The 21,995-nt window shown below is 67.5% G+C and carries 20 protein-coding genes; 8 read left to right on the forward strand and 12 right to left on the reverse strand.

Translation table 11 applies throughout. From position 1 onward, the window contains the following. Positions 1 to 36 precede the first annotated feature (36 nt). Positions 37 to 462, forward strand: a complete 426-nt coding sequence (locus tag AC3A4Z_RS01755; RefSeq protein ID WP_498709647.1) for a ChaB family protein — start codon at positions 37 to 39, stop codon at positions 460 to 462. Positions 463 to 509: 47 nt separating this feature from the next. Beyond that, the gene (locus AC3A4Z_RS01760; RefSeq protein WP_498709648.1) at positions 510 to 2,675 is read left to right on the forward strand and encodes an elongation factor G-like protein EF-G2; all 2,166 of its coding nucleotides are present in this window, start codon (positions 510 to 512) and stop codon (positions 2,673 to 2,675) included. 32 nt (positions 2,676 to 2,707) lie between these two features. Here the strand turns inward: AC3A4Z_RS01760 and AC3A4Z_RS01765 are convergent, their stop codons facing one another. The 10 genes from AC3A4Z_RS01765 to AC3A4Z_RS01810 all read right to left on the reverse strand — a co-directional run bounded on the left by AC3A4Z_RS01765 (position 2,708) and on the right by AC3A4Z_RS01810 (position 14,169). Beyond that, positions 2,708 to 3,475, reverse strand: coding sequence for an anti-sigma factor domain-containing protein (locus AC3A4Z_RS01765; protein ID WP_498709650.1), 768 nt, complete (start codon positions 3,473 to 3,475; stop codon positions 2,708 to 2,710). Continuing rightward, positions 3,462 to 4,142, reverse strand: coding sequence for an RNA polymerase sigma factor (locus AC3A4Z_RS01770; RefSeq protein ID WP_498709651.1), 681 nt, complete (start codon positions 4,140 to 4,142; stop codon positions 3,462 to 3,464). Before AC3A4Z_RS01770 ends, AC3A4Z_RS01765 begins: the two co-directional genes overlap by 14 nt. Further along, on the reverse strand, positions 4,139 to 4,921 hold the full coding sequence (locus AC3A4Z_RS01775; protein ID WP_498709652.1) for a class F sortase: 783 nt from the start codon (positions 4,919 to 4,921) through the stop codon (positions 4,139 to 4,141). The genes AC3A4Z_RS01770 and AC3A4Z_RS01775 overlap by 4 nt, the downstream gene beginning before the upstream one ends. Before the next feature lie 9 nt (positions 4,922 to 4,930). After that, positions 4,931 to 5,764 (reverse strand): DUF4397 domain-containing protein, encoded by an 834-nt coding sequence (locus AC3A4Z_RS01780; protein ID WP_498709653.1) that lies wholly within the window; start codon positions 5,762 to 5,764, stop codon positions 4,931 to 4,933. A gap of 538 nt (positions 5,765 to 6,302) precedes the next feature. Then, positions 6,303 to 7,517, reverse strand: coding sequence for an aminotransferase-like domain-containing protein (locus tag AC3A4Z_RS01785; protein ID WP_498709655.1), 1,215 nt, complete (start codon positions 7,515 to 7,517; stop codon positions 6,303 to 6,305). Continuing rightward, entirely contained in the window at positions 7,514 to 9,217 is a 1,704-nt protein-coding gene (locus tag AC3A4Z_RS01790; protein WP_498709657.1) for a dipeptide ABC transporter ATP-binding protein, read from the reverse strand. The genes AC3A4Z_RS01785 and AC3A4Z_RS01790 overlap by 4 nt, the downstream gene beginning before the upstream one ends. After that, a complete protein-coding gene (locus tag AC3A4Z_RS01795; protein WP_498709659.1) occupies positions 9,214 to 10,065 on the reverse strand; it encodes an ABC transporter permease in 852 nt (283 codons plus the stop codon). The genes AC3A4Z_RS01790 and AC3A4Z_RS01795 overlap by 4 nt, the downstream gene beginning before the upstream one ends. Next, positions 10,062 to 11,024 (reverse strand): ABC transporter permease, encoded by a 963-nt coding sequence (locus AC3A4Z_RS01800; protein ID WP_498709660.1) that lies wholly within the window; start codon positions 11,022 to 11,024, stop codon positions 10,062 to 10,064. Before AC3A4Z_RS01800 ends, AC3A4Z_RS01795 begins: the two co-directional genes overlap by 4 nt. Positions 11,025 to 11,067: 43 nt before the next feature. After that, positions 11,068 to 12,711: an ABC transporter substrate-binding protein gene (locus tag AC3A4Z_RS01805; protein ID WP_498709661.1), complete on the reverse strand. Its 1,644-nt coding sequence runs from the start codon at positions 12,709 to 12,711 to the stop codon at positions 11,068 to 11,070. 39 nt (positions 12,712 to 12,750) lie between these two features. After that, entirely contained in the window at positions 12,751 to 14,169 is a 1,419-nt protein-coding gene (locus AC3A4Z_RS01810; RefSeq protein WP_498709663.1) for an FAD-binding oxidoreductase, read from the reverse strand. 350 nt (positions 14,170 to 14,519) lie between these two features. On the opposite strand from AC3A4Z_RS01810, the gene AC3A4Z_RS01815 reads away from it, so the two are divergent. From AC3A4Z_RS01815 to AC3A4Z_RS01835, 5 genes are all read left to right on the forward strand, one after another. Further along, positions 14,520 to 15,035 (forward strand): flavin reductase family protein, encoded by a 516-nt coding sequence (locus AC3A4Z_RS01815; protein WP_498709665.1) that lies wholly within the window; start codon positions 14,520 to 14,522, stop codon positions 15,033 to 15,035. A gap of 434 nt (positions 15,036 to 15,469) precedes the next feature. Then, positions 15,470 to 15,883, forward strand: a complete 414-nt coding sequence (locus AC3A4Z_RS01820; RefSeq protein ID WP_498709666.1) for a hypothetical protein — start codon at positions 15,470 to 15,472, stop codon at positions 15,881 to 15,883. Continuing rightward, entirely contained in the window at positions 15,873 to 16,457 is a 585-nt protein-coding gene (locus AC3A4Z_RS01825; RefSeq protein WP_498710053.1) for a hypothetical protein, read from the forward strand. Before AC3A4Z_RS01820 ends, AC3A4Z_RS01825 begins: the two co-directional genes overlap by 11 nt. 25 nt (positions 16,458 to 16,482) lie before the next feature. Continuing rightward, positions 16,483 to 19,125: an ATP-dependent helicase HrpB gene (gene hrpB / locus AC3A4Z_RS01830; protein WP_498709667.1), complete on the forward strand. Its 2,643-nt coding sequence runs from the start codon at positions 16,483 to 16,485 to the stop codon at positions 19,123 to 19,125. A 153-nt stretch (positions 19,126 to 19,278) separates the two neighbouring features. Next, positions 19,279 to 19,434 (forward strand): hypothetical protein, encoded by a 156-nt coding sequence (locus tag AC3A4Z_RS01835; protein ID WP_498709668.1) that lies wholly within the window; start codon positions 19,279 to 19,281, stop codon positions 19,432 to 19,434. A gap of 43 nt (positions 19,435 to 19,477) precedes the next feature. On the opposite strand, the gene AC3A4Z_RS01840 is transcribed toward AC3A4Z_RS01835, so the two are convergent. Next, complete coding sequence (locus AC3A4Z_RS01840) at positions 19,478 to 20,170, reverse strand: alpha/beta hydrolase family protein (protein WP_498709669.1); 693 nt, start codon at positions 20,168 to 20,170, stop codon at positions 19,478 to 19,480. Between the two features lie 69 nt (positions 20,171 to 20,239). Here AC3A4Z_RS01840 and ligD point away from each other — a divergent pair, with 69 nt between their 5' ends. After that, complete coding sequence (gene ligD / locus AC3A4Z_RS01845) at positions 20,240 to 21,262, forward strand: non-homologous end-joining DNA ligase (RefSeq protein ID WP_498709670.1); 1,023 nt, start codon at positions 20,240 to 20,242, stop codon at positions 21,260 to 21,262. A gap of 4 nt (positions 21,263 to 21,266) precedes the next feature. Here the strand turns inward: ligD and AC3A4Z_RS01850 are convergent, their stop codons facing one another. Beyond that, positions 21,267 to 21,887, reverse strand: coding sequence for an L-threonylcarbamoyladenylate synthase (locus AC3A4Z_RS01850; protein ID WP_498709671.1), 621 nt, complete (start codon positions 21,885 to 21,887; stop codon positions 21,267 to 21,269). Positions 21,888 to 21,995 lie beyond the last annotated feature (108 nt).

The following is a 21,995-nucleotide window of genomic DNA, read 5'->3' on the forward strand; positions in this document are numbered from 1 at the left end:
ATGATCAGTGCTGCTGACGAAAGTGCGGTGAGTGCCATGCCGAAGACGGGAAAGAACGATCACGCCCGCAAGGACGAGCTTCCCTCAACCTTGCAACGCTCGGACCAGAAGGCGCAGGACACCTTCGCCAAAACCTACGACTCCGCGATGGAGTCCTACGACAACGACGAAAGCCGCGCGGCGCGCGCCGCCTACGCTTCCCTGAAGCACAGCTACGAAAAGGTGGGAGACCACTGGGAGCCCAAGGAAAAGCGCGGGCCGTCGGACGAGCGGGCGGAAAAGGGCCTTGGCTCGGATGAGCCCACCGCCGGCGGCGTGGACGCCAACGCCACCAAGAAACACCTGCTGGAGCGGGCCAGGGAGCTGGACATCAGCGGCCGCTCCTCCATGGACAAGGACGAACTCGTCAAAGCCCTGCAAAAGGCGAACGACGCTGCAACCCGCAAGGCCCGCGGCAAGTAAACGCAGCGGCCAGTACAACAACCAGGCAAAGACGCCAGGAGGTTCCGATGTCGGTGAAAAGCACCAAGGACGCTGCAGGACGGGGCGGGCCGGAAGGACGCCAGGGCAATGGCTCCGCCGGCATCACGCCCAGGGACCCTGCCCTGGTCCGGAACGTGGCACTGGTGGGCCGTTCCGGTGCCGGCAAAACCACCCTCATCGAGGCGCTGCTGGAAGCCAACGGGATGATCACGCGGAAGGGCTCAGTGGTTGACGGAACCACCGTGAGCGATTCCGATCCCGCCGCCATCCACCAGCAGCGGTCAGTGGCGTTGTCAGTGGTTCCGCTCCCGGTGGCCGGCATGAAGATCAACCTCCTCGATACGCCCGGCTATCCGGACTTCATCGGCGAACTCCGCGCCGGCCTGCGCGCCGCGGACGCCGTTCTTTTCGCCGTGTCCGCCGTGGACGGGGTGGATGCGGGCACCACCGCGATCTGGCACGAATGCCAGTACCTGGGAATGCCCCGCGCCGTGGTCATCACCCGGCTGGACCATCCCCGGGCTGATTACGACGGCGTCCTGGCCGCCTGCCGTGATGCGTTCGGCGAGACGGTGCTTCCGTTGTATGTGCCGGTCCGGGCCGGCGGGAATGTCACCGGGCTGCTGGGCCTGCTGTCCGGAACGGTCTTCGAGTACCCGGCAGAGGGTTCCGGCCCGGCCGCCCGTGCGGCGGAACCGGGGGAACTGGCGGCAGCGGAGCCTTCCCGCGCGGAGCTGATCGAGGGCATCATCGCCGAGAGCGAAGATGAGACGCTGATGGACCGCTACCTCGGCGGCGAGGACATCGATGCCGGCGTCCTCATCCCGGACCTGGAAACCGCCGTCGCGCGCGGATCCTTCTTCCCGGCGGTGCCTTCCTCGGCGCTGACCGGGCTGGGAACGGCCGAACTGCTGGAGCTCCTGGCCAAGGCTTTCCCGTCTCCGCCCGAGCGCAGCCTGCCGCGGGCTACGGACCTGTCCGGATCCCCGCTCCGTCCCTTGGCCTGCGACCCCGGCGGGCCGCTCGCTGCGGAGGTCGTCCGCACCACGGTGGACGCTTTCCTGGGCCGGGTCTGCCTGGTGCGGGTCTTCTCCGGAACCCTGAGCGGGGACACCCCCATCCACGTCAGCGGGCACGGACTGGCGGACCGCGGACACCAGGACCACGACACCGACGAACGTCTCACGCACCTCTACTCGCCCCTGGGAGCGACCCTCCGGCCCGTCCCTTTTTGTGTCGCAGGGGACATCGCTGCCGTGGCAAAACTGGGCACCGCCGAGACCGGGGACACAATCTCCGCGAAGGACCAGCCGCTGCTGCTGGCCACCTGGGAGATGCCGGAGCCGCTGATGCCTGTGGCCATCGAAGCCGATTCCCACAGCGATGAGGACGCCCTCGCCCGGAGCCTGGGGAAGGTCGCCGCCGGGGACCCGACGCTGAGGGTGGAGCGGAACGCCGAAACCCACCAGCTGATCCTCTGGTGCATGGGGGAGGCGCACGCCGAAGTGGTGCTGGACCGGCTCCGCGACCAGGGCGTGAAGCTGCACACCGTGGAGGTGGTGACGCCGCTGCGGGAAACCTTCGCAACGCGGGCCGCCGGGCACGGACGGCACGTCAAACAGTCCGGCGGCCACGGCCAGTACGCGGTGTGCGACATCGAAGTGGAACCGCTGGCCAGGGGGGCCGGGTTCGAATTTGTGGACAAAACCGTGGGCGGGGTGATCCCGGGAACCTTTATTTCCTCGGTGGAAAAGGGCGTCCGCGCGCAGATGCAACGCGGCGTGGCCTCCGGCTTCCCCGTGGTGGACCTGCGCGTGACCCTGGTGGGCGGCAAGGCACACAGCGTTGATTCCTCCGACGCAGCCTTTCAAGCGGCAGGCGCCCTGGCGTTGAGGGAGGCTGCCGCCGCTGGCAGCATCCAGCTGCTCGAGCCGGTCTCATCGGTGGTGCTCAGTGTTCCGGACGAGCATGTGGGAACGGTGATGAGCGATCTTTCCGGGCGCCGGGGCCGGCTCACCGGGACCTCCTCCTCCGGCGGGGACCGGACCGAAATCACAGCGGAGGTCCCGGACCAGGAACTCCTCAAATACGCGGTGGAGCTGCGCGCCCTCACCGCGGGCACCGGCACGTTCAGCCGCCGCTACCTCCGGCACGATCCGGTGCCGGGGAACCTGGCCGCCGCAGGCCGCTGACCGTCCTGGCGACGGTGCCCACCGATCAGTTTTCAGGAGCTGAGCGTGCCCCGGACGATGCTGACGCTGGAATGTGCCGGATTGCCGTCGAGCGGTTCATCGGACACATCAACGATGGGGTAGCCGGACAGGTCCAGGCCGGATGGAACCTCGAAGCGGCCGGACGGTGAGTTCATGATCCCCAGGCTGACCAGCCGGGACAGGTCCGGGGCGATCAGCCAGACTTCCTGGTAACCGCTGGCTTCGGTTTTGTTGAGCCGTACCTCGATGGTCCGCGAACCGTCGCTGGCCTCGGTCACCGTGGCCGAACCCGTGGCAGTGTAGCGGTCCAGCGGTTCAAGCTGGGCCGAGGCGAGGGTCACCGGAGCGGCCGTCCGGTTGACGGCCAGCACAACCCCGGTGGTGATCAGGACGGCCGCAGCGGCGGCAGCCAGCCACGTCGCCGGCCGCCGCAGCCAGGTCACATTGCTGCGGGGTTTTTCTTCTTGATGTGCTCCGGGACGCGGTTCTTCCGGTCCAGTTTTCCCCGTGGTGGCATCCCGGCCGCGGGCGGGACCCAGCGGATCAGCCGCCACCGCGTCCGTGAGTCCAAGCTGCCGGTGGATCCCTTCCCAGACATTCGCACCCGGGGCTTTCAGTCCGCCGGAGTCCGGGACGGTCCGCACCGCGTTTACGGCGCGCCGCAGCGCCGCAACCTCAGTGCTGCACTCGGGGCAGGAGCGGAGGTGGTCAGCGCTCCGGGCGTCCATTGGCTCGTTTAGGGCGAACAGGCTCAGGGCTTCAGGGTCAAGGTGCTGCATGGTCCACCTCCAATCGGTGTCTCAGGTGGCTAAGGCTGCGGCGGATATGACTCTTGACCGTACCAAGGGGAAGGTTGAGTTCGCGTGAAATCTGGTCGTGGGTCAGGTCATCGTAAAAAGCCAGGCGCATGATGGAGCCCTGGGGTTCGCCCAGCCGGGCCAGCTCGCCGTCCAGGAGCAGCCGGTCCGCCAGGATTTCGGCGGACGCGGACGCCGCTGCGTCCTCAGCCTCGGGCTGCAGTTCCACTGCGGCCAGCTCTTTGCGGGATTCCCGGGCGGCGGCGGCGAGCGCATCCGTGATGGCGTTCCGGGTGATACCTACAATCCAGGCCGGCAGTGCGGCCTTCCGCGGATCGAACGTGGTCCGGGATTTCCATACCCGGATAAAGACTTCCTGCGTCACGTCATCCGCGGCGCTGCGGTTCCGCAGCGCCCGGAGGGCCAGGGTGTACACAAGTGGCGAAAACTGGCGGTAGGCCTCAGCCAGGGCCTTTTCATCGCCGGCGGAAAACGAGTGGTCGAGTTGCGGATTCCAGGTGCCGCCGGCGGAGGGCTGCGCTGATCCGCCATGGTGCTGCTCGTCGCCGGAAGACGGCTGGGCAGAAGATGCCAAACCGGCCTCCTTCCCCTCCTCGGCAATGAGTGTCAGGGCTGACTCGCGGCTCATTCAAGTTCCGCAGTGACAATGACATTGTCACTGTAGTCCTGTTTCTCGTCCAGCCACCGGCCGCCGCACGTCACCAGCCGAAGCTGGTGCGGCCCGTCACGGCGGAACAGGGAACCGCCGTCGAACTTGTCCTTGGCCATCAGTTCAACTGAACGCACCCGGTAGTTCAGCGCAGGGGCGCCGTAGCGCTCAACGGTGACGAGGGTTCCGGCCGGCAGGCCCCTTAACTGCGAAAACGGCGCCCGGTCCGACGTGGTGTCCACGTGGGCGGCGATCACGGCTGCCCCCGCCGCCGCCCCCGGTGCGGGCCCGTACCGGTACCAGCCTGCCTGGTTGAAGGCTTCCGGAATCTCCATCGCCCCGTCGGGGGAGGTGCCCACGTCCACGATCTCCATGCTGATGCTGGTGCCTTCCACTGTCAGGAAACGGGGTGCCGGGTCCCGGGGAGCAGCGGGGGCGGCAGTGGCCTGGCGGAGGGGAACGTCCGGAACAGCGGCGGCTGGGCGAGACATTGGGGGAACCGGAGCCGGCGCGGTGGGGGACGCGCCGGCCTGCGCCGCTGGGGAGGCTGTCCCGGACGGGACAGCCTCCGGCAGGGTTGGTGCTGATGTGCCGCATCCAGTGAGGAGGGCTGCGGCAAGGACGACGGCGGCGCCCGCCCGGGCACGGATGGAACGGCTTGTTGCGACAGTCTTCGCCGGGCCAACCTGCGCTGTGGACACCGGGGCCGGAAGGTGCGGGGACCTCCGGAACCGGGGCGCCGTCGTCGTGCTTTCCATGTCAGTCAGCTACTTGCGGCCGGCCTGGCGCAGGGCCGCGGTGCGGGAAGCAACCACGGCGCCGAAGACGAGCGCGAGGCCTGCTGCTCCGAACCCGGCAACTGCCATGGCCTGTCCGGTGATGCCTTCATCCGCCGCACCCGAGCGTCCGCCCGGAACTGCTCCGGGAGCCGAGTGCAGGCCCTCGATGGTCTGCACGGCAAGCTGCAGGTTCTTGTCCGCAAGGCTGCCCCAGGCGTACACGATGGTGTGCGTGCCCTCGGCCACCGTGACGTCGGCGGGGCCGATGACAGGCTGGGTGGTTCCGGCCGCCGCCACTGCAGCCGGGATGGTGCCCGGGTCAAGCGTGAGCGTCTGCTCGTTCGGGTTTGCCAGGTTGGAAATGACGGCGGATCCGGCAGCCAGGACGTCGACGGCGGGGGCGGCGGCCGTGTGCCGCACCGTCAGCTTGCCCTTGCCGGCGGCAATCGCCGAGACGTCGTTGGTGAACAGGTTGGCCGTCGGCTTCCCTGCGGCATCCAAATTGGCCACCGCCGTGTAGTTGCCGTTGGCGGCAAGGGTCACGTTGACCGGGCCGATCACCGCGGCGGACGCGTCGGCGGCATCCGCGGTGGTGATGGCAAGAGCGTAGGTTCCTGCCGGAAGCGCGAGGGGGCCGGCCAGGGTGCCGGGCGTGAAGTCGTCCAGCGTCCGTTCGCCGTTGACCCACACGTCCACCGTCAGCCCGGGAACCCCGTGCAGGACGGAGAGCTGGGCGTCCCCTTCGGCAGCTTGGGCGGGGCCGGCGAAAGCCAGTGCCGCCGCTACTGCCACTGCCCCTGATGCAAAAATGCTGGTGCGCATGATTTCTCCTTCTTCGGCCCGCCGGGCGGGCGGTTTTTGCTTACACACCTACTACCGCCGGCGGCCGGCATTTGGATGCAGATGCATGAAAGATTCTTCGAGAAGGTTCTTCGACGGGCGGGGCGGCGGTAAGGCTGAGGGGCGAGCTACAGGCACGTCGAGGGCAGGTTGTACTGCAGCTACACCAACACACGCTCAGAGAGTCTCATGACAGCGGGCGAAAGATCTCCGCAAGATTGCCGCCGGACCAAAGTTCTCGTGATGAGAACCCGATACGTTCATGCAGGGGGACATGAATGGCAGCGGATATCCAACAGTCGCGGCAGAGCCCCGCATACAAGCGTGGCGTTCCAGCGCCTCACGGAAGGGGTCTCAATGTCGCAACAGGGCTATAACCAGTATCAGTACCCGAACTATCCCAACGTTCAGCAGAACAATTCCCTGGAATTGGTCTCGGCCAACTCCGGTACTTAGGCCAAAACGCCTGCAGGGCCCCGGATAGAGAGGCCCTGCAGGAAGGTATGAAACAAATCCTTGGCTACTGCTGTCTTTTCAGCGCCCTCGCCAGCCGCGCCACGGCTTCCTCCAGCCGCTCCACGTCAACGTCGCCGTAGGCGAGGCGCAGGTGCCGTGCCGAATCCGTGCCGGGGCCCGAGGGGAAGAAGGAACCGCGCTGGTACTCCACTCCTTCGGCGCTGGCATCAGCCGCGAGCTGGTCCGGGTCGATCCTGTCGTCGCGCAGCCTGGGCCAGAGGAACAGGCCGCCGCCCGGAAGGGTGGTCTCGAATGCTCCCGGGGCTTCCCGTTCCAGTGCCGCCACGAGGGTTTCCGCGCGGGTCCGGTACAGCTCCCGGGCACGTCCCAGCGTGGCGTCGAAGAGCCCGGGGTCCGATGTCAGCGCTTCGCCCACCACGGCCTGCACCAGCGTGGAGCTGTGCGAGTCCTGCCGGCTTCGGAGCGCGGTGATGTCGCCTGCCAGGTGCTCCGGCACCACCAGCCAGCCCAGCCGGAGTCCGGGCCCGAGTGTCTTGGTGAACGTGTTGATGTGGATGACGTGGTCCGAGACATTGAAGGCCTCCACGCTTTCCGGCCCGCCCTCGTACCAGAGTTCCCGGTAGGGGTTGTCGGCGAGGATCACGAACCCGTACTGCTCGGCGAGCCGCACGAGTTCCGCCCGTTGCTGCTCCGGGAGCGTTCCCTGCGACGGATTATGGAAGTCCGGGACGGTGTAGAGCGCCGAGGGCCGGGCCCCGTTCCGCAGGCGGTCCGCCAGTTCCTCGACATCCAGGCCCCGCGGCCCCACCGTCACCGGCAGCGTGTCCGCGGCGGACAGCTGGAGGCCGCGCAGGAACAACGGGAAAATGGGGTTGTCCACGGCCACCAGGTCGCCGCGTTCCACCACCGTCTGGATAGCCAGGGACAGCCCATGGAAGCCGCCGTTGGTGATGATGATCCGCTCCACCGGCACACCCTCCCGGGCTGCAACCCATTCCCTCAGCGGCGAGATGCCTTCCGTGCGGGAGTACTGGAGGGCAGGGACTCCGGGCCGGGCCAGGACGCGGGCGGTGGCGGCTGCCAGTTCAGCTGCGGGAAGGACGCCCGGGTCCGGGATCCCGCCGAGGAGTTCGATGGCGTCCTCCCGCCTGTCCCGCAGGGTGGTGTCGCCGAATCCCTTGGGGGCAGTGAACCCGGTGATCAGGGCAGGTTTGCGGGCCGGCGCGCGGACCACGGTGGGGGCTGTTGCGATGGTCATGATGCCGCCTTTGCTGGCTCGTAGGTCTGGATGGATGCGCGCTCCCCGGCGGCGGAGGTGCCGGTTCCCGGAATCGCGTCCAGGAGCGCCCGGGTGTAGGGGTGCCGGGGGCGGGTAAAGATCTGGTTCACGGTGCCTTGTTCCACAACCTGCCCTTGCCGCAGAACGGACACCGTGTCCGCCACCTGCCGTACCAGGGCGAGATCGTGCGAGACAAACAGGTAGGTCAGGCCAAGGTCGCGCTGGAGCCGGGCGAGAAGTTCGAGGATGCCGGCCTGCACGCTGACATCCAGGGCGGAAGTGGGTTCATCCAGGACCACGACGTCGGGGCGCACCACGAGGGCGCGGGCAATTGCCACCCGCTGCCGCTGCCCGCCCGAGAGCTGCACCGGCCGTCTCGCGGCAACATCCGCAGGCAGGCCAACTGCTTCCAGGGCTTCGTGTACCCGGGCGTCCCGGGCGGCTTTGGCTCCCACTCCGAACCGGTCCAGTGGTTCCCGGACGATCCTGCCCACCCGCCAGGTGGGGTCCAGCGACGTGAACGGGTTCTGGTACACCAGCTGCAGGTGGCGGCGCACATTCCGCAGGCCCGCCCGGCTGAGACCGGCGGTGGGCTGGCCGCCCACTTCAATGACCCCGGCGTCAGCCTGCTCCAGGCCAAGGAGGAGCCGGACCGCCGTCGTCTTCCCGGAGCCGGACTCGCCCACCAGGGCGTGGGTACGGCCGCGCTCAACCGAGAAGGACACATCGTCGACGGCGAGGACCTCCTTGTTCCCGGCCTGGAACCGTTTGGTGACGCCCCTGACGGCGACCTGAAGCTGCCTGCCGCCGGCGTCACCTGGCTGCGCCGCCCGTTGGCTGCGGTACCGGTCCGGATTCAGGGCGGGAACGTCTGCCTGGAGGCTGCGCGCATACTCGGTGCGCGGGGCGGCGAACACCTCGCGGGATGTTCCCTGTTCCTGCACTGCGCCGTTCTTGAGCACCACCAGGGAATCGGCGCGTTCGGCGGCAATCGCCAGGTCGTGCGTGATCAGCAGCAGACTGATGTCCAGCTCCCGGCGCAGGTCAGCAAGCATGTCCAGAATGAGCTTCTGCACGGTGACGTCCAGGGCCGAGGTCGGCTCATCCGCCACGATCAGGGAAGGCCGCGGCAGCACTGTGAGGGCGATCAGGACGCGCTGCAGCATGCCGCCGGAGAGCTGATGCGGGTAGGAGTCGTAGACCCGGCGGGGTTCCGGCAGGCCCACCTGTTCAAACACCTGCAGGATGCTGCGGTACCTGCCCTCCGGATCGGTGCCGCCCGCCAGGGCCGCCGCCTCGTGGGCCTGGGCGCCGATGGTGCGCACCGGGTTGAGGGCCGAACCGGGGTCCTGCGGGATGAACCCCAGGGCGCGGCCTCGCAGGGGCCGGAAGTGCCGTTCAGGGGTGGTGAGCACTTCGGTGCCGTCCAGCCGAACGTTTCCGGCCACCTGCACGTCGCCGTGCGGCAGCAGCCGCAGGATGGCCTTGGCAATGGTGGATTTCCCGGAGCCCGATTCGCCGATCAGGGCCAGGCTCCCGCCCTTGCTGATGGAAAAGCCCACATCGCGGACTACCTCATCCGCGCCGTAGGCAACGGTGAGGCCTTCCACCTGGAGCAGCGGGGTGTTCTCTCTTGCGGGCACTGGTTTGTCCTTTGCGGTCAGGTGCACGGCACTCACTTTGTCTTCCTCAGCCAGCGGCTGATCCGGTTGACGGACAGCACTGTGGCCACAATGACCAGCGCCGGCGCATAGACCAGCCAGGGCGCGGTTGGGTAGGTCTTGCCGGAGGCCACCAGGAGTCCCCAGTCCGATGCCGGCGGCGGATCACCGTAACCGAGGAAGGCCAGGGAGGCGATCACCAGGATGGACGTGCCGAACTGCAGTACCGCCAACACCAGCACTGAGCGGTAGGCGTTGGGAAGGACGTGTCCCAGCAGTGCCTGGATCCGGTTCCCGCCGGACAGGTAGGAGGCCTCGACAAAAGCGGCCCGGCGGACGCGGATCACCTCCGCCCGCATCAGGCGGGCAAAGACCGCGACGGCGGACACTCCGGTGGCGATGGCCGCGTTGATGGTCTGGAAGCCCAAGGAGCTAACGATGACCACCGCGAGGAGGAACCCCGGTATGGCGAGCAGGACGTCGACGAAGCGGCCCAGCGTGGTGTCCAGCCAGCCGCCGCGAAAGCCGCTGGCCAGCCCGATGGCGCTTCCCATCAGCAGGCCGATGAGGACGGCGACCAACGCGCTGGTAACGGACGAGGCTGTCCCGTACACCACCCTCGCGTACTGGTCGCGGCCCAGGTAATCCGTTCCGAACCAGTGGGCCGCGGACGGGGCGGCAAGCTTGCTGGCGGTATCCCCGACAACCGGGCTTTGCGTTGTGAACATGCCCGGCAGCAGCGACCACAGCATCACCAGGGCCAGCACCAGCAAGGACAGTACAACGGTGGGCGGGATTGCGGTACGGGTGCGGATCTTCCCTGCCCCGGAGCTGCGGAGGCGGGCGAAGGTCAGGCTGGCGCTCATGCGTCCACCGCCTCTCTGATGCGGACCCGGGGATCCAGCAGGGGGGTCAACAGGTCGGCGGCCAGGTTGACCGCCACAAAAACAACTGCGGACAGGGACACAACGGCTTGAAGGACCGGCTGGTCCTCTCCCGTGACCGCCTTCTGGACCACGGTCCCGATGCCGTCACGGCCGAAAATAGTTTCGGTGATCACCGAGCCTCCCAGGAGTTCTCCCACGATCAGGGCGATCATGGCCACGGCGGGGAGGGCCGAGGGCTTGACCAGGTGCCTGGCAAAGAGCGTGGCTTCGGTCAGGCCGCGGGAACGGGCCACCAGTGCATAGTCCTGCCGCGATTCATGGTCCAGGCCGGCAATCAATACCTCCGCCAGCGGTGCGGACACCGGAATCGCCAGGGTGACGGCGGCAAAAAGGGTGGCCGCTGCGCTGTTGGGATCCGTGGTGGTGAAGGAGTGCAGGCGGAACGCGAACACTTCGATCAGCACCAGGCCGATCACAAAGTTTGGCACCGAGAGGAAGAACGACGGGATGGAACGCAGCACGCCAGCCACTTTCGGCGGAGCGTAGTGGGCGCCGTAGGCGATGGCCACCGCGAAAACCAGGGAAATCACCAGCGCCGTCGAGGCCAGCGTGAGCGTTGACGGCAGGGCATCACCCACCAGCTGGGCCACCGGCAGGTTGGACTGCAGCGAGAAACCCAGTTGCCCGGTCAGGAACCTGCCCAGGGACAGGGCGAGCTGGACCAGCACCGGTTGGTCCAGGCCGTAGTAGGCGACGATCCGTTGGATGTCCTCCTCGCTCAGTCCCGATTGCGGATCGCGCAGGGTGTTGGTGATGGAGTCGCCCGGGAGGACGCTGATCACCAGGAAGGTCAGGACGTACGCGAGCAGGACGACGGCGGCTGCCTGGGCTGCCCGGGTCAGGGCAAAACGGCGGTATCCGTTGGTCACGGCAGCCATGGTTGCCCCGTTCCGGCTGCGGTGCCGCGTTCGACGGCGGGCGTCACTTGGCGATCCAGGCGGTGTAGAAGTTGGCGTACGCCAGGCCGTTGTACTGGACGTCCTTGACTTTGGGTGAGATCAGGTACAGGCGCTGGACAAGCTGGTTCAGTGGAATGAAGTAGCCCTGCTCGAGGACGTGCTGCTGCAGCTCGCCGGCCACTTTTTCCCGGGCCGGGCGGTCCGAGGCACTGGCGATGGCGGTGGACAGGTCGTTCAGTTTCTGGTCGCTGGTGCCCAGGTTGAACCAGTTTTCACCGTTGTTCTGGCTGGTGAGCACCCCGGCCACCGTGCCGACGTCCACGAAGCTGCGGGAGGTTTGGAACAGCGGCGGACGGCTTGCCTGGATGGCCGCGTAGCCGGCAACGTCCACCACCTTCAGGTTCACCTTGATGCCGATGCGCTGCAGCTGCTGGGCGATCAGTTCATCCTCGGCCTTCGTGGAGGGGACGTAGGGGTTGGGGGTGAGCGGGAACTCCAAGGTCTTCCCGTCCTTGACCCGGTAGCCGTCCGCCCCGGGCTTCCAGCCAGCCTCGTCAAGGAGCTTCACGGCCAGCTCGGGGTCATACGCAAAGGAACCGCTGTACTCCCCGGCTTCGGGGACGTTGCCCTGGATGAAGGTGGTGGCCGCCTCCCAGTCGGAGGTGTAGACGGTGTTGCGGATCTCCTCGCGGTCGATGCCGTGCTGGATCGCTTTGCGGACGTTGAGCTCGTTCGTGGGAAAGGCCTGGGTGTTGACCTGGAAGCCGTCCACAAAGCCCAGGTACTTCGGCGTTCCCACGGTGAAGCCTTGCGCCTTCAGGGATTCAATTTCCTGCGGCTCCACGTTGAACGCCACCTCTGCCTGGCCGGAGGCCACGGTGGAGGTCCTGACGGAGGTGTCTTTGATGACCTTGTAGGTGATGGTGTCCAGGCGTGCCGGACCGGTATGCCCGAGCGCCGCCGGGCCCCAGTTGTAGTCCTTGCGCTTTTCCAGCACGTAGCTGTCACCCTGCTTCCAGGACTTCAGCACAAACGGGCCGCTGCCGACCTCCTGGGCCAGGTCTGCCTGGGCATCCACGGGGAGTGCGAGGGTCTTGGGGGAGAGCAGGATGCAGCCGTGGTAGGCCAGCGTGGCAATGAATCCCAGGGCAGGGGAGGAGAACGACACCCGGACAGTGCTCTCGTCACTTGCTTCGGCGCTGACGAAGTTGCTGGACGGGAACAGACCCACCTTGCTGATGCCGCGCGCCGGGTCGCCCTTGGCCCACGCATTCAGGTTTGCCACTACGGCTGCCGCGTCCAGGGGAGTTCCGTCGGAGAAGGTCACGCCCTTTTTGAGGTGGAGGACGAAGTCCTTGGCTCCGTTCAGTTCCTCCCAGCTGTCAGCCACCCAGGGGCTCAGCTGGCCCTTCTCGTCAACGTAGACAAGCTTGTCGGTGAGCTGGCCCCAGAGGTTTCCCTCGTAGCTGGAAATGGAGGTTTTGCTCGACACCCAGCCAGTGTCGTAGCCCTGGATCAGGAAAGTGATGTTTCCGCCGTCCACGGGTGTGCCGGCGTCGGAGGAACTGGTGGCCGGGACGCCTGCCCCGCAGGCGGTGAGTGCGGACAGTGCGACGGCGCTGACCCCGGCGAGGAAAACGCGGCGTCCAACGGGTGCTGAGTACATGGAGATGCTCCTGGAGAAAGGGAAGAAGGTGTTGTGGGCTTAGATGGCTTTGCCGGGATTGAGCAGGCCCTGGGGATCGAGGGCAGCCTTGATGGAGTGCTGCGCCTGCCGTATCCGGCCGGACAGTTCCAGGGCGGCCCATTCCTGTTTGACGGTGCCCACCCCGTGTTCGCCGGTCACGGTGCCGCCCAGGGCCAGTGCCACCCGCACGAGCTCCGTGGCGGCGTCCGCCAGGGCGGCTGGCGGGCTCGCCGGGTCGTCGCCGGGCCCGATGTCCCTGGTGATCAGCGGATGGAGGTTGCCGTCGCCGGCGTGGGAAACCGCGGAGATGTTGACACCGAAGCGTGCCTCCAGCGCAGGGAACGCTTCGTAGACCTTGGGCAGCTGTGATTTGGGCACGGCGATGTCCTCACCGATGTACCACTGGCCTTCCGGCAGGCCCCGCCCGTTGCGCCGCAGCCCCCACAGGCGGATCCCGTCGTCGTCCGTTTCCTCGGTGACGCGCCCGCCGCGGGCCGTGAGCGCCGCCGCGAGGTCCGCCGCCTGCTCCTCTATGCCGTAACCGTCAAGCTCAATCAGGATCAGTGCGGCGCCCCGGGCGCGGAGTTCCGAGCCCGAATGCCGGTCGATGTTGTCCAGGCTGGGCGTATCGAAGAATTCGATCGCGGCAGGGCGGACGGGGGAGAGCGTGATGGCGGCAAGGCCCGCCGCGCCTTCGGCAGTGCTGTCGAAGAAGGCGGTGACCGTTTTGCGGGCCACGGGGATGGGCCGGAGCCGGACAGTCGCCCGAACCACGATGCCCAGGATTCCCTCGGAGCCAACAAAGAGGGAGGTCAGGTCCAGTCCCGTCACGCCCTTGATGGAGCGGTGTCCCACGGTGACCAGGCTGCCGTCCGCGAGGACGACGTCGAGGGCCAGGATTGATTCGCGGGTCACCCCGTACTTGGCGCAGCGCAGTCCCCCCGCGTTGGTGGCGATGTTGCCGCCGATCGAGGAGATGTCGTAGCTGGCGGGGTCGGGCGCGTAGAAGAGGCCGTACGGCTTGAGCCGGGCGTTCAGGTCGGCATTAATGATGCCGGGCTCCACCACGGCCACCTCGTCCAGCGGGGAAATCTCGACGACGGCAGTCATTCTTTCCGTCGAGACCACCACCTGGTGTCCGCCGGCGGTGGCACCGCCCGAAAGGCCGGTGCCCGCACCCCGCGGCACCACCGGCACCCCCAGTTCAGCAGCCAGCCGGACGGCCGCCTGGACCTGTTCGGCATTTACGGGCAGGACCACGGCGGGGCCCAGGCGTCCGGCGTCGGCTGCCGCGTTCTTGGCGGTGGCGGCGTCATAGCGGTAGCGGTGGGTCCCCGATCCGGGACTGAGCACTTCGAGGTCCGGATGGCGGTCGCGAAGTTCCCGCACGAAAGTCTCAACGGTACGTGGCGGGGCTTCGGTTTCTACTGACGTCATACCGGTTATCTCTCTTCGCGGGTTGGCACGTGCAGCGCGCACGAAAGTCCCAAAAATGCAGGAATTGGGATTTCGGGCGTATTGCCGCAGAACTTCTTGATGAGAAATTAGCCGGGCGGGCGAATGTGCCGCCAGTTGACAGACATGTGAATCAACAAAGCGCAATTCCGGGTAAACGGAATTCTTGCTTCGTAAAAAAGCGACATGTTGCGTCGCTTAATATTTTGCCGTTACGCAGGAAGAAGCCAGGTGACATTTCATTGCTGTGCGAGTCCGGGCATTTCAAAGGCGGTTGAATCGCCTGGTGGTGTGATGGTTTGGTGAGGTAACGATCCAACGAGAGGCCATCCGTGACAGCCACATCAGATCTTGCCCCGCGCCGGCTTCGCGATATTTTTGGCACCTTCGCCAGCGGTTTGACGGTGATCACGAGTTCCACCGCGCAAGGGCCGGCCGGTTTCACCTGCCAGTCCTTCGCATCGCTTTCCCTGGAACCTGCTCTGGTGACGTTCAGCCCTGCCCGGACGTCCACCACCTGGCCGGTACTGCGGGAGGCGGGCGCCTTCACTGTCAATATCCTTCCCGCCGGGCACCAACACCTGGCCGTCCAGTTTGCCCGGTCAGGTGCCGACAAGTTCGCCGGCGTGGGCCACAGCCCCTCGCCGCTGGGCAACCCGGTCCTGGATGACGCGCTGGCCTGGATCGACTGCGAGTTGCATGCGGAGTACGACGGCGGCGACCACACTATTGTGGTGGCCGCGGTGCGCCACCTTGATGCACGGCAGGATGCTGCCCCGCTGCTGTTTTTCAAAGGCCGGTATGGTGAATTGGCCCCGGCCGCGCGCGTGCTGGAGGCCGCCGGATGACCTGAGGCTGGCTGCAGGCTATCAAAGGTGCTTTTCCTGGGCCGGATATTGCTCTCTTCCTTTCATTGCAAAAAACAGGTTGCCGCCCGCTACGGCGGGGAAGCAACCTGTTTTTTTGCGTTTTGTCCCGTCCTGCCTTCCAAGTGGACTATTCAGTGTTTAGTGAAATCAGCGTGAGATAAAGGCCACGAGTTTGCCTGCCCGGTCGTGACGGTCCACCGTCCCCGCCCTGCGCCGGCCACTTTGGCGTCAAGGTCCTTCATCTTCCGGGCGGCAGCCAGGCCTGCTGGCCACGTGTGTCCAGGGCTGCGGAAACATGCCGCCAGGCGGTCGGAATCCCCTTGATGCTGCATTCTTGCTTCACTGCGATCAGGTAGTAAGCTTGCTGACCAATACTAGTAAGCCTGCTGATTAATTGAGGACAGGAGTAGGCCATGGGCACAGTTCTAGCCGCCGCCTCGGCACTGGTGATCGCCGCCGCCGGCGCCGCCGCCGCTCTCAGCGCTCCCTTTGGTGCTGCCGGCCACGGGGGCCAGTATCTTGCCGGCCACGTGCTCCTGGGGCTGGGCCTCGGGCACTCGATTGCGATTCTGCTGCGGACCGCGGTTAAGCGGTTGTTGGAACGGCGGGCAGTTCGCCCTGCCCCTGAGGCTCCCGGGCTGACGGTTCTCGAACGGGAACTGCCTGCCCGTCCGGCCGTCATGGCCCCGGCAGCAACTGCACAGGCAACAGCTCCACGGGCAACAAGGGCTCCGGCAAAAGCGGCTCAGGCGTCCACTGCGCCGGTGACAGTTCTGCCGGCGCCGTCGGCGGCGCTCGGGTCACTCCGTGGCCGGCATGCCGCCTGAGGCTCCGGCGCCGGCCGGTGCCACTGAGGTCGGCGTGCCGGCCCGTACGCGGTTCCGGCTTTGGCGCGCGGCCGCAGCCCTGGTAAGTGCCGCCTGCGTTGCTGGGGCGCTGTATGCGGCTTCCCCGCTGCTGCGGCCCGCAGATTCCGACGCGGCGACCCTTCGGGGCCTGCAGATCAGGGTGCTGAATATCAGCCAGGCCGCAGCGGAAAACAGGATGGACGGCGCACTGGCCGCGCTGGAAGCACTGGAGAAGGACCTGAACGACGCCGCTGGCAAGGGCCTGATCTCACTGTCCCGGTACCGGGGGATCGACGCCGCGGTGGAGGCGGTGCGGGCAGACGTCACCGGTCAACTGGCGGCAGCAGCAGCTGCTACCGCCGCCGAAGCCCCTGCGGCCACCGCATCGGACACGTCCCCATCAGAAGAGGCCGTGCAGCCTCAACAGTCACCCCAGGTTGAAGCCCAGCAGCCGGCGATTATTCCGGTCCCGGCCCCGGCTCCCGTCCAGCAGCAGCCGGTACTGCCGGATGCTGCCAAGGAAGCAAAGGGCAAGGGCAAGGCGAAGCCCTAGCTGCAGTTCCGGGCAGAATGGACGGATGACTTCTCCCGGCAGGCAGCACCAGGCGTTCGCCGCCACACCGTTCGACCTTGGGGCCGTTGGTGCCGGATTGGCGTTCGCGGACTCGCTGCCTGCCCTCACCCGCGCCCTTGGCCGCGTGGCCGGGCGGACGGCTGTAGTGCAGGCGCCGCCGGGCACCGGCAAGACCACCCTCGTCCCCCCGCTGCTCGCCAACCTCCTGTCGCACGGCGGCGGGCGGATCGTGGTCACGCAGCCGCGCCGTGTTGCTGCCCGGGCCGCCGCCAGGCGCCTGTCTGTGCTGGATGGCAGCCCTTTGGGTGGCCGCGTCGGCTACTCCGTGCGCGGCGAGCGGCAGGCGGGCCCGGAAACCGTCGTCGAATTCGTCACCCCCGGCATCCTGTTGCGCCGCCTGCTGTCCGATCCCGGCCTCGAGGGTGTGGCAGCAGTGGTGCTGGACGAAGTCCACGAACGCGGGCTGGAAACGGACCTGCTGGTGGGCATGCTCGCCGAGGTCAGGGAGTTGCGTGGTGACCTCACCGTCGTCGCCATGTCCGCGACCCTGGACGCACCCCGCTTCGCGGCACTGCTCGCCACCACCGCCGCCGGGGAGGACGACGGCGGCGGGCCGGCTGCCGTGGTGGACTGCCCTTCGGTGCTCCATCCCCTTCAAACCGACTGGCGTCCCGCGCCAGGACCACGGCTGGACAGCAGGGGCGTGACGCCCGTATTCCTGGACCACGTGGCGTGGACGGCCGAGGAGGAGCACGTTCGCGCGCTCAGCACGGACAGCTCGGCTGACGCCCTCGTTTTCCTCCCCGGCGCCCGGGAGGTTTCCCTGGTGGCCGCCGACCTTCGGAGGCGGCTGGGCACGCGTGTTGACGTCCTGGAACTCCACGGCCAGGTGCCGGCTGCAGAACAGGACCGGGCGGTTTCCGGGCGACTGCCCGGCGGCAGGGCCAGGGTGATTGTCTCCACCGACCTGGCCGAGTCCTCTCTTACTGTTCCGGGTGTCCGGCTGGTCATCGATTCCGGCCTGACCCGGGAACCGCGCCGTGATTCCGGCAGGGGAATGAGCGGCCTAATCACGGTTTCCTGCTCCCGCGCTTCGGCGGACCAACGCGCCGGCCGTGCCGCCCGCCAGGGTCCGGGCCGCGTGGTGCGGTGCTATGACCAGCAGGCCTACGGCGCGGCCCCGGCCCACGTCACGCCGGAAATCAAGGTGGCGGACCTCACCGGAGCCGCGCTGCTGCTCTCGGCCTGGGGTGCTCCCCGAGGTGCCGGCCTCGCCCTTCCGGACCAGCCGCCGCAGCAGGCCATGGACGACGCGATGGAAGTGCTGCGCGAGCTTGGCGCCGTGGCGGACGACGGCCACGCCACCGGAATGGGTCGGCTGCTGGCCACCATTCCAGCCGACCCGCGCCTGGGCCGCGCACTGCTCGACGGGGCAGCCGCCGCCGGTCCGCTGGCCGCAGCGGAGGCAGTGGCCCTGGTATCGGGTGACCACCGGGCCCCCGGCGCCGACCTCAGCCGCCTCCTGTCCCAGCTGCGCAACGAGCCGGGAGCAACCGCCCGGCGCTGGGCGGAGGACACCCGCCGCCTAGCTGCCCTGGCGCAGCGTGGCCCGCTCGCCGCTTCTCCCGCGCTGCCTGCGCCCGTGACCGGTAGCGCAGTGGTGGGCGCCGTCGTCGCACTCGCCTTCCCGGACAGGGTGGCGCGCCTGGTGGATGCCGGCCCGCCGAACCGCTACCTGCTGTCTTCCGGAACCCGTGCCGGGCTGCCGGCCGGAAGTTCCCTCTCCGGCCACGAATGGCTGGCCGTCGCTGAAGTATCGCGGGCCGACGGCAGGGACTCCGCAGGCACCGGCGCCGTAATCCGCTCCGCGGCGCCGCTGACGTCCGGTCTCGCCGAAGCCGCCGCAGCGCATCTCCTGAGGGAGACCGTGTCGGCACAGTTTGCCGGCGGGCGCGTTTCCGCGCGCAGGGTGCGGCGCCTCGGGGCGATCGTCCTGGCATCCACCCCGGTCCGGCCATCGCCCGCTGAAGGCAGGGCCGCCGTCGCTGAGGCGCTCAAGAAGGAAGGCCTCGGCGTCCTGGAATGGTCGACGGCGGCCCAGGGGCTGCGCCGCCGGCTCGCCTTCCTGCACCGGGGACTCGGCGCGCCATGGCCGGACGTCTCGGACCAGTCCCTGCTGCTGCGGCTCGAGGAGTGGCTGGGGCCGGAACTGGAAGCCCTCGCGGGCGGAGCGTCCGCACGTTCCATCGACCTGGCCCACCCGCTCCGCCGGCTGCTGCCCTGGCCGGCCGCGGCGAAACTGGATGACCTTGCACCGGAATGGCTCGAGGTACCCAGCGGGTCGCGGATCAGGGTCGTGTACCCGGATGTTGCGGATGACACGGCCCGCCCGGTGGTGGCCGTCAAACTGCAGGAGTGTTTCGGCTGGGCAGAGACGCCCCGGCTCCTTGGCGGACGCGTGCCGGTGCTGTTCCATCTGTTGTCACCGGCCCGGCGCCCCCTGGCCGTCACCGACGATCTCGCATCGTTCTGGTCCGGCCCCTATGCCCAGGTCCGGGCGGAAATGCGGGGACGCTATCCCAAGCACCCCTGGCCGGAGGATCCCTGGTCAGCCACCGCCACCGCACGGGTCAAACCGCGCCAGTAGCTGCGTTCCGGGACAGTCTTGCCGGCTGGTTCCGGCTCCGTGAGAACTAAGATACACACTCGAAACGTCGCGTCGATGGGCTGAAACATGCCCCGGTTAGGCTCGTTCCTACCTGGACAGCGTGGTCCACATCAGACATGGAAGGACGTAAAGATGTTTCTCTTGAACAGCCTTAACCTTTTGCTCGACGGCCGCCGCAATGAGGACGGCCGGTCCCAGAACGGCGCCAGCGGAACCAGCGAGTTTCCCGAGGGCCGCCTGACCTCCGCAGCATGGGAAGGCTGGTGGCACGAGGAGGCTGCAGCATGAGGCCCTTTTGGTCGGGCCTGAGGACGGTTCGGTGCTGACTGGATCAGGACCGCATTGACGGGGAATTGTCCCGGATGAATGCGTCCATGGGCCGGGCCAGTGAAGCGCCCACCTCGGTTGCGGGACGTTTCCTGCCCGCTACAGCGAACGAGTGGTCGCCTCCGTCCACCCACTGAAGGACGGCATGGGGGCCGATGCGGGACACCACGTCCGCCAGGATCTCCGGAGTAGCGAAGGTGTCGCGGCTGCCCTGCAGGAACAGCATGGGCGTGGCCAGCCCGTACAGGTGTTCGTCCCGCAGCTTCTCCGGTTTGCCCGGCGGATGCAGGGGATAACCGAGGTATATGAGCCCGGCCGCATCCATGCCGTCCGCTACGGCCATGGACGCCATCCGCCCGCCAAAGGATTTGCCCGCCGCCCAGAGGGGGCCCGTGTCCTGATGCTTCGCTGCCTGCTCCGCCGCCGCGGCCATGGCAGCACGCCAGGCAGCGATGGCCACGGGCGGACGGTCCGGGAACTTCCTGCCCGCTTCCCGGTAGGGAAAGTTGAAGCGCAACGTCGCAAGGCCAAGCCCGTTCAGGGCCGCCGTCAACCCCGTAAGGAACGGGTGCTCCATCCCGGCGCCGGCACCATGGGCCACCACGATGGTGGCGGATGGATTGTCGGGGCGGGCAAAGGCGGCGGTCACGGTGACGTCGCCCACCTCAACGGTCAGTGGCATTTCCGGGGCTGGCATTCCTCCATCATGCCGGACCGGGAGGCCGAAATCTGCCCGCTTGTTACAGCCGGGGTGTACGTTGTCCCCATGGCGAGCGAACAGACCACCGTTACCGTTCCGGGCCCCCACGGGGAGCGCGAGATGCGCATTTCCAGTCCCAGCCGGGTCCTTTGGCCGGACCTGGGTCTCACCAAACTGGACCTGGCACGCTATATGTGCGACGTCGGCGAGGCATTCATCGCAGCCAACGGAGACCGGCCGGTGGCATTGCAACGGTACTCGGACAACATCGACGGCGAGATGTTTTTCTCCAAGAACCCGCCCAAGGGGACGCCGGACTTCATCCGGACGCAGAAAGTGGTTTTTCCGAGTGCCCGGTCGCATCCCATGCTGATCCTGGACGAGCCCGCCGCAGCAGTGTGGGCTGTCCAGATGAACACGGTGGTTTTCCACCCCTGGCCCTCCCGGACCGCGAATACTGACAACCCCGACCAGCTGCGGATCGACTTGGATCCGCAGCCGGGCACCGACTTCGGCGATGCCGTCCCCGCCGCCCTGGTGATGAAAGAGGTGCTGGCCGAGGCAGGACTCACCTGCTTCATCAAGACCTCCGGCAACCGCGGGCTGCACGTCTACGCGCCCATCGAGCCCACGCGGGAATTCCTCGACGTGCGGCACGCAGTAATTGCCGCCGCGCGGGAGGTGGAGCGCCGGATGCCGGAGAAGGTCACCACCGCCTGGTGGAAGGAAGAACGGGGAAAACGGATCTTCCTGGACTTCAACCAGGCCAACCGGGACCGCACCATTGCCGGCGCCTACAGCCCCCGGGCGCTGGCGCACGCCTCGGTCTCGTGCCCCATCTCCTGGGACGAGCTGGAAACCGCGGACCCCAAAGACTTCACCATCCTGACGGTCCCGGAGCGGCTCAAAACCGTGGGTGACCCCTGGGCGGACATGCACAGCACAGCAGGCACCATCGACACACTGCTGGAATGGTGGGACCGCGACGTCACGGCGGGGCTTCAGGAGATGCCGTTCCCGCCCGACTACCCCAAGATGCCGGGCGAGCCGCCCCGGGTGCAGCCCAGCCGCGCCCGGAAGCAGGATTAGCAGGCTATTCGAAGCGGGACGGATCCCCGGTTCCGCGCCGGACTACCTCGGCAACACCACTCGAGAAGTCCACTACCGTGGTGGGCTCCGACCCGCAGTCGCCGGCGTCGATCACGGCGTCCACCTGGTGGTCCAGCCGCTCCTTGATCTCCCAGCCCTGGGTTAGGGGGTCTTCCTCGTCCGGGAGCAGCAGCGTGCTTGAAAGCAGGGGCTCACCGAGTTCTGCCAGCAGCGCCTGGACCACCCTGTTGTCCGGAATCCTGACACCCACGGTCTTCTTCTTGGGGTGCAGGAGCCGCCGCGGGACCTCCTTCGTGGCCGGCAGGATAAAGGTGTAGCTCCCCGGCGTCACGGACTTGATGCTGCGGAACACATCATTGCCGATGTTCACGAACTGCCCCAGCTGCGCGAAGTCCTTGCACACCAGCGTGAAATGGTGCTTGTCGTCCAGCCTGCGGATGCTCCTGATCCGGTCCAGGGCGTCCTTGTTGCCCAGCTGGGCCCCCAGCGCGTAACAGGAGTCGGTCGGGTAGGCGATCAGGCCGCCGTCGAGCACCATACGCACCGCCTGGGCAATGGCGCGGGGCTGCGGATCCTGGGGATGAACGTCAAAGTATCTGGCCATGCACCCGAGCCTACGTTCCCTCGCCGTGCCGCCGCACCACTTGCGCCCCGTGCCGGGGGTCTTACGTGGCAGAGGATGCCGCATCCGGGCGCCGGCGGGGTGGCAGAA

The sequence above is a fragment of the Arthrobacter sp. Soil_C_49 genome, assembly GCF_057656635.1.